This is a genomic window from Blautia sp. ZXY-1-C6 (genome assembly GCF_056339875.1).
This window is the reverse complement of the sequence record NZ_JBWJVQ010000037.1, coordinates 1-7,115: the sequence shown is the minus strand read 5'-3', so window position 1 is coordinate 7,115 and position 7,115 is coordinate 1. Positions and strand designations below refer to the sequence as shown.

The following is a 7,115-nucleotide window of genomic DNA, read 5'->3' as shown; positions in this document are numbered from 1 at the left end:
TAAATGCATTACTGCCATAGCCAAACAAACTGAAAGGTTCATCTGCTGACTGTACCATTGCCACCACATCTGCTTCAAAAGAAAAACAGGCCAGCCCTACGCTGAAATGCTTGGACTCTGCATACTCTCCCGGCGAATCAATGGTATCATCATCCGTATTCGTATACTGCGTTTTTACATAATGAAGTTTTTCGCCTTTTAATGCCTGCGTTAATGAAGTCTTACCTGCTTCACTTCTGCCCATCAGAAATATTTTCTTCATATTTAATGTCTGTCCCTTTCACTTCTCTCAGCTATTCCGACAGTTACATAAGCACCATCGGTACAGAATAACTGACTTTTCGTATGTTTTAACTTTTGTGAACTGCACAAGTCTTAAAGCCAAGCACCTCTCTAAAAAATTTCACCACTTCTTCCACTGCAGTCTGAACTTCCGTCAGACCTCCCGTAAGGATCAATGATCCGCTGAAGCGATCCATGAAACCAATCTCCACATTTGCACTTTTCACTGCAATATCAGCAGCTACAACCACTGCTTCCCATGGGGTAAAACGAATCATTCCGATTGCTTCTCCTGTGTGGTCTTCTCCCTCATGGACTCCAATATGCAGACCAAGATTCTGATAAATACAGCTCTGTGAAGGATTGATCACATGCGCCAGGCACACTTCCTTTCCCGGAACCCTTACTCTGGTCATACGCAGCTTTTTTCCCTTTAATTTCTCATAATCCTGGTTATAAAGCTTTTCCAGTAATTCTCTGGTTGTCATCCCTGCCATCCCAACACTTCCTATCTTTTGGTAATCTTGCAGACTACATAACCCAGAGTGTCTCTGAAATAATCCACAACCTCAGTCATCGCTGACATTACATCGGAAATCTCTCCCGTAATGATCAGTGTGCCTGTAAATCGATCTGCAAATCCCAGATAAACATTTCCGCTTTTTACCGCAATATCAGATGCGATCACTGCAGATTCAGGCGGTGTCATATTCATAATTCCGATTGCAGATGAACGGTAATCCACCTGCGGATTCAGTCCAAGCTTCTGGTATATGACCGGAGCCGGCCCTCCCATTACATGTGCAAAAGTAATCTCCTTGCCAGCAACTGTTTCCTGTACAATTCTTATGTGTTCTACATGGTCATTTGCCATTTATCATTCCTCGCTTTCACTATTCAACTATAATCCGGATAATTCATGAGAATATTCTTTCCCACTGATGTCTCCAAAAACAGATTTAAAATTTTATATGTATCTCTTCAGTTACATAAACTGTACTATCCATCCAATTTTATGTCAAGGTAAAATCCACCTGAAAATCGGTAAAATATTATACATGGTTACGGTTCACTCCGTTCACAGCAACACGCTTCACGATGCACAGAATTTATGCTAATCACATAAATTCGCGCGGTATGTCTCGGAATTTTGGCATATTCATGCCAAAACACCTCGCGGAATAACGATAACTACTTATACATAAAGAAAAGGAGCATCAGCCCCCTTAGCGATACTCCTTTTCAACCCCTATAAATTTAATTATTTATACTTATTTAATTATACCAGTCTTCTTACAGAAACAATCGTTCTGTACGCTGCGTTATCACTGATCTTAATTCCATCTACAGAGTTTGATGCATGAACGATACGTCCATTCCCCATATAGATTGCAACGTGTCCACCGTAGCAGATCAAATCGCCCGGCTGCGCATCAGCATAAGATACTTCTGTACCGGCATTCTGCTGTTCATAAGAAGTTCTCGGAAGACTTATTCCGAAGTTTGCATATACACTCTGTGTAAATCCTGAACAGTCAGCTCCACTTGTAAGGCTTGTACCACCCCAGACATACGGATTGCCAACAAACTGTGTTGCAAAGTCTACTACAGAAGATCCTGAACCTGAAGATGAAGATGAAGAACTGTCTGAATCAGACGACTGTTCACTCTCATAATCATCTGGTGAAACTGTATTATCAGAATCAATCACATTGCCATACTCATCATACTCTACATCATCGGAAGCTCCTGCATTGTCAACAGGATCACCATTTTCATCATATTCTACACCATCATCTGATTCAGACTCATCAGATTCATCAGATTCATTATCCGCATCATCAGTATTCTCAATCTCATTTCCGTCTTCATCATACTCTATATTTTCTTCGTCTTCTGATTCGGAGTCCTGTTCCTGCTCTGCAGCTTTTGCTGCTGCCTCTTCTTCTGCCGCCTGTCTTGCAGCCTCTTCCTCAGCCTGTCGTCTTGCCTCTTCTTCTGCTGCAATTCTCTCAGCTTCCAGTCTCTGAATTTCAGCCGTCTGTTCCGCTAACAGATTTGCATATTCTGTCGCCTGCTGCTGTGCATATGCAATTTCATTCTCATAATCGGCTGATTCAGATTTCTTCTGATCAATCTGGCACTGAAGATCATAAGACTGCTGTTCATAAGAAGCCTTCATCTCCTCCAGTTCTGCTTTGTCAGATTCATACTGAGTCTTTAAATTATTTACCTCATTAATAGTATTCACATATTTATCAAGGTTCTTTCTGTCCTGCTCATACATCTGCTGTGTATTCTCAGCACGTGTCAGAAGTTCACTCAAATCTTCTGAATTAAGCATCATCTGAAACCACGCTGCATCCCCACCCTGTTCATACAGTGCCTGAATACGAAGCTTCATGCTCTCATACTGCTTATCTCTCGCCTTCTGAGCCTTAGCCAGATCCTGTTTTGTCTTAATAATATCTACTTCTTTATTATCGATATCTCCTTTAAGAGTATCAATAGAAACCATAACACTTACAAGATTGGAATCCAGTTCGGAAATCTCATTCTCAAGCTGTGATTTCGCATATGCAAGCTCATCCATTCTGGAATATGTAGCATCCAGCTGCTGACTTGTGATCGCCTGCTCTTCTCTCAATTCATCCTCTCTTGAAGCGCTTACACTAACAACCTGTGTTGCGCTCATCAGGAGTGCTAATGTAAGACATACAATTCTTTTCTTCATGAATTCTCACCCTCGTAACATTTTCTTTCTATATCTTAATGTTTTTGCAATATCTAAGTTAATTCTTATACATATTAACACATCGCACTCAAAAACGCAAGGATTAATTACCATAAATTTTATATTTCTGTAACATTTATTAATCTTTTTGTTATTCTTCGCATTTCTTTCTACAATTCAAACATATTCCATTTCATGTTTGTAATAATTTGACACAGGACAAAGATATCTTATGCGGGGTTACTGTTCACACACCACTATTCCGCGAGGTGTTTTGGCATGAATATGCCAGAATCCCGAGACATACAAGCCAAAATTCCATTGCCGCAGGCAATCTGGAATGAATTTTGGCTACGTTACTGTGAACGGAGTGGACAGTAACGTAGCGGGACTGCACGCTATAATGAACTGGATTGTTTGCATTATTTATGGAATTACTGCAGAACGCAAAAAAAGAAGCAGCCTCCTCATTCGAAAGCTGCTTCCATTTTCCTAACTATTCACTTCTCAGCTAAACAGATCTGCAAGGATCTGGTCTGCGGTCATATTCATATATCCATCCGGATCAGAAAGCGTGTTTCTGTTCCATCTCAGATAATTACCCCTTCTGATATAATTACCGGATGAAGTATGATAATCATACTTGGTATATCCCGGATATCTTGACATATACTTCTGCGCCAGTGCAATCGCCTGACTGGAATAACCGCCGGACGGGGTAGGTGTACCTGCAATCTGAACACCTGCATTCGGGGTAGAATGCACGATCACTGCACTCTTATCAGCACACTGTCCAAGAATGATCCATGTATGTCCACTGTCATATCCCACATCTCCGGGATGTACTGTCCAGTCATCACTTGCCAGATTCGCCTGAGTGAGAATACTTCCCCAGCCCATGGACTTATAATAAGAACCAATCTCACCGGAAACTACCGTATATCCGCTTCCTACACCGGACTTACTCTGCATTACCTGATAAGCTGACCATCCTACGAAACCGGAACAGTCAAAACCTTTTGCTCTGTTGGCTGTGCTGAGATCTCTGTAGTTATTGTAATCATAACTGCTGCTCTGACTGTTATAGAAATCAGTCATTGTCTGACTTGTTCCTTTTCTGGTGGAATCATTCCATCCGCCACCCCATACGTACAGAGCCTGACCAACAGGCTGTAATGCACCTGCCAGATAATTCTTGATTGTTCTGGAACCGGTCGGACTTGTAGTATTGCTCAATATACCATTGGAATTAAAATGGTATTTCTGTCCATCAATTGTTACATCTCCGGTAGCCATCACACCGGTTTCCTTATCAAAATAATACTTATTTCCATCAATTGTCGTCCAGCCTACTGCCATCTTGCCGCTGCCTGTATTAAAATAATATTTTTTTCCGTCAAGTGTCTGGAAACCTTTTGCCATAATTCCGTCTTCAGTTTCAAAATATCTGTATTCATTGCTGGAATTCTTTGTCCAGCCGGTAAGCATATAACATGCACTTGTAAAATATCTGGTATTTTTCTTACTGTCTGTAAGGAATGTCTTGCAGGCAGCCACTCCACTGTTACTGTAGAAATAATATCTCTTTCCCTTCAATGTCAGCCATTTCGTCTGCATGAATCCGGTAGATGGATTAAAATATCTTTTCTGATCCTTTGAATCAGTGACCCAGCCTGTCATCATGATACCAGCCTGTTTACTGAAATATCTCTTTCGTCCTTTACTGTCAGTAACCCAGCCTTTTACCTGAACACCGGTCTTTGTGTTAAAGTAATATTTCTTCCCTTCAAGTTCCAGCCAACCCTTCTGTTTAGAGCCATCTTTATTTATGTAGTATGAATCTCCGTTAATAGTTACAAAACCTGTTTTCGTTGCAGCCTGTACATTTGCCGCAGTAAAATACATGGAAACTCCCACAGCAAAAAACAGCAGAAACAGAAGTGCCCCCCAGATTTTAAACTTCCTGTTTACGTTTTGCATACATACCTTCCTTTTCTTTTTTCGTTATCAGAGCGTGTCTGAAAAGTATGAATCGTAGGTATCGCTCTGATATCTCACATACTTCTCAGATACGCTCTAAGGTTTAACAAAGTTTTTTACAATGTTGTTACGTTTCTATGACCCTATTATATTACACTTTAAATAACCCGTCAACAGACAAGTAAAATTCTGTTAAACATTCACTAATTTTTCACAGTCTGTTCCATAAAAAAAGAGACAAAGTCCACAAATACTTTGTCTCTTTTCACAAGATAACACTGTGAAATATAACCTGTATACCTGTTTTCTCTTTATTTTTTCAACAGACAGAATATTATCTTATATCCCTGATCACAACAGATGCTTTCTTAATTCAGCACCATCAGCAGCACATAAATAAGCAGGTGCCACATCAAATACAGTCTTCGCACCACTCTGTCCTTCTTTATTCATACGATATGCAGCTCTTGCATATGCAACAAGTACAGAAGATGTAAACTCCGGATTGGAATCCAGCTTCAGACTATATTCGATCACATGATTGTTCTCATCATTCCAGCCCGTTTTTCCGGATCGGATCACGAAACCGCCATGTGGGATTCCACTGTGATCTCGCTTCAGTTCTTCTTCAGAAATAAAATGTACAGTTGTGTCATAGTCAGAGAAATAGTTAGGCATAGTCTTGATATCATTCTCAATCTGTGCCAGATCCGCACCTTCCTCTGCAACTACAAAGCATTCTCTTGTATGTTTCTGTCTTGTTGTAAGATCCGGATTTTCTCCGTTTCTCACTGCTTCCAGTGCTGCTTCAACAGGAATTGTATACTGTTTTGCATCTTTTACACCTTTGATACGGCGTACTGCATCTGAGTGTCCCTGGCTTACACCCTTGCCCCAGAATGTATAATCCTTTCCGTTTGTAAGGATTGCATTTGCATAGAGACGGTTCAGTGAGAACATTCCCGGATCCCAGCCCACTGAAATAATTCCGATATGACCGCTTTCTTTTGCAGCTGCATCTACTGAATCAAAATGCTCAGGAATTCTTGCATGTGTATCAAAGCTGTCAATTACATTAAACATCTTCGCATATTCCGGTGTCTGTTTCGGCAGATCTGTTGCACTTCCGCCACAGATGATAAGTACATCGATCTTATCTTTCATTTTTTCGGCATCATTGACAGAATATACCGCTGCTGTCTCTGTAAGGATTTTAACAGTTTCCGGAGCACGACGTGTAAATACAGCAACAAGCTCCAGATCCGGATTATGTTTGATTGCGCACTCTACACCGCGGCCAAGATTGCCGTAGCCTAAAATACCAATACGAATACTCATTATGATTTCCTCCTGTAACTTTAATTATATGTTCGCAACTGTTGCATATCATTACAGTTGCACATTATCACTTTACTATAGTAATATTTTCACTTTTAATTGTCAATCCAATTATTACCAAAATTCCATTGCCGCAGGCAATCTGGAATGAATTTTGACTACGTTACTGAGAACGGAGTGAACAATAACGTTTTAGCAGCAAAATATGCCGCTTCCCGGGCAACACAGACTGCATGCCATATTTGCCAGGCACAGCTTCATACAATAATCATCACCGCCTGTCGGCATACCTCCAAAAGGATTCTGCATCTCCTGATACCAGTTTCCTCCGCCTTCCATCTGCTGCAAAACCATCTGATACTGTACATTATCCGGTTCCAGACGGATAGCCTGCTTAATATCATTCAATGCATTTACGTTATTTCCAAGTCCCATGTTTGCCATGGAAGACAGATAATACCACTGTCCGTTCCTCTGTGAAAGTGACTGCAGAACATTCATAGCCTCACGATAATGACCGCTCTGGATATAATTGGCTGCCGCCTGCCTGCGCATAGACTCTTCATCCTGATAGCCAGAGTCTGCCTGTCCGGAAAATCCGCCAAAACCACCGTAATTATTGCTGCCATAATTCCCGTAACCGGCTCCCTGCTCTCTTTCCTTCATAATCTGCTCATAAGCCTGCTGAACCTGCTTGAATTTCTCCTCAGCCTGTTCTTTATTCGGATTGTCAATATTGGCATCCGGATGATACTTTCTGCTCAGCTTACGATATGCCTTC

At 41.1% G+C, this 7,115-nt stretch carries 7 protein-coding genes; all 7 read right to left on the bottom strand.

Annotation, left to right across the window (positions count from 1 at the left end; genetic code table 11):
- A partial coding sequence (locus AC075J_RS01700) for a EutP/PduV family microcompartment system protein (RefSeq protein ID WP_476389895.1) occupies nt 1–262 on the bottom strand: 262 nt, incomplete at its 3' end.
- An 88-nt stretch (nt 263–350) separates the two neighbouring features.
- A complete protein-coding gene (locus AC075J_RS01695) occupies nt 351–779 on the bottom strand; it encodes a BMC domain-containing protein (protein ID WP_008705594.1) in 429 nt (142 codons plus the stop codon).
- 11 nt (nt 780–790) lie between these two features.
- Complete coding sequence (locus AC075J_RS01690; RefSeq protein WP_008705595.1) at nt 791–1,156, bottom strand: BMC domain-containing protein; 366 nt, start codon at nt 1,154–1,156, stop codon at nt 791–793.
- 405 nt (nt 1,157–1,561) lie between these two features.
- Nucleotides 1,562–3,016, bottom strand: a complete 1,455-nt coding sequence (locus AC075J_RS01685; protein WP_161233889.1) for a C40 family peptidase — start codon at nt 3,014–3,016, stop codon at nt 1,562–1,564.
- A gap of 507 nt (nt 3,017–3,523) precedes the next feature.
- Entirely contained in the window at nt 3,524–4,996 is a 1,473-nt protein-coding gene (locus tag AC075J_RS01680) for an N-acetylmuramoyl-L-alanine amidase family protein (protein WP_227567477.1), read from the bottom strand.
- A gap of 351 nt (nt 4,997–5,347) precedes the next feature.
- Nucleotides 5,348–6,334 carry a diaminopimelate dehydrogenase gene (locus AC075J_RS01675; RefSeq protein ID WP_008705602.1) on the bottom strand — a complete coding sequence of 329 codons (987 nt, stop codon included), beginning with the start codon at nt 6,332–6,334 and terminating at the stop codon, nt 5,348–5,350.
- A gap of 192 nt (nt 6,335–6,526) precedes the next feature.
- The coding region (locus AC075J_RS01670) for a tetratricopeptide repeat protein (RefSeq protein WP_476389894.1) at nt 6,527–7,115 on the bottom strand (589 nt) is incomplete at its 5' end.

Bases quoted from the DNA above. Each gene is read 5' to 3' on its own strand.
- AC075J_RS01695 (WP_008705594.1), bottom strand. From the start codon at position 779: ATGGCAGGGATGACAACCAGAGAATTACTGGAAAAGCTTTATAACCAG.
- AC075J_RS01690 (WP_008705595.1), bottom strand. From the start codon at position 1,156: ATGGCAAATGACCATGTAGAACACATAAGAATTGTACAGGAAACAGTT.
- AC075J_RS01685 (WP_161233889.1), bottom strand. From the start codon at position 3,016: ATGAAGAAAAGAATTGTATGTCTTACATTAGCACTCCTGATGAGCGCA.
- AC075J_RS01680 (WP_227567477.1), bottom strand. From the start codon at position 4,996: ATGCAAAACGTAAACAGGAAGTTTAAAATCTGGGGGGCACTTCTGTTT.
- AC075J_RS01675 (WP_008705602.1), bottom strand. From the start codon at position 6,334: ATGAGTATTCGTATTGGTATTTTAGGCTACGGCAATCTTGGCCGCGGT.